We start from the raw sequence: 417 nt of genomic DNA, 5'->3' as shown, positions 1-417 counted from the left end.
GACGCCGATCTGCTCACGCGCGGCATCGACCAGCCTGCCAGGCCAGTCTGGCAAGGCCCGCGGTTTAGCGGCCATGGCGGCGGGCATCGCCGCGCACAAGAGGCCGAGTTGTAGTGCGGTTCGACGGGTGATCGCGATCAACTTTGGCCTCGGCATCGCTGGAGCCAGAAGATTTTCGAAGCCGAATACGTCTTTTTTGATTATTTCTCGTGCAACTTTCATGCACAGGAGGCCTCGCCTGCTCCGTGCAGCGGCGCCAGCACCGCTCGGACCATTTTGTTCAAGATCGCCTTTGGCTGTGATCAAGGTCGCCTTTGGCTGTAAATTTGAGGGAACGGTTAACCGGGAATCCGGTAGCATCCCGACAGACTGGTGAGCTGGGTCTGGGCACATGAAGGGCGGAGGGCTGAAGCTGAC

The 417-nt window shown here is 59.7% G+C and carries 1 protein-coding gene; it reads right to left on the bottom strand.

All coding sequences use genetic code 11. The annotated features are described in order from the left end of the window. Positions 1-222, bottom strand: a 222-nt coding sequence (locus EN807_RS36170; RefSeq protein ID WP_210240016.1) for a hypothetical protein, incomplete at its 3' end; no start/stop codon positions are given. Positions 223-417: the final 195 nt, after the last annotated feature.

Source organism: Mesorhizobium sp. M5C.F.Ca.ET.164.01.1.1, assembly GCF_004792125.1.
GTDB lineage: Bacteria > Pseudomonadota > Alphaproteobacteria > Rhizobiales > Rhizobiaceae > Mesorhizobium > Mesorhizobium wenxiniae.
The sequence above is the reverse complement of the archived record's forward strand: the minus strand, read 5'-3'. Positions and strand labels throughout refer to the sequence as shown.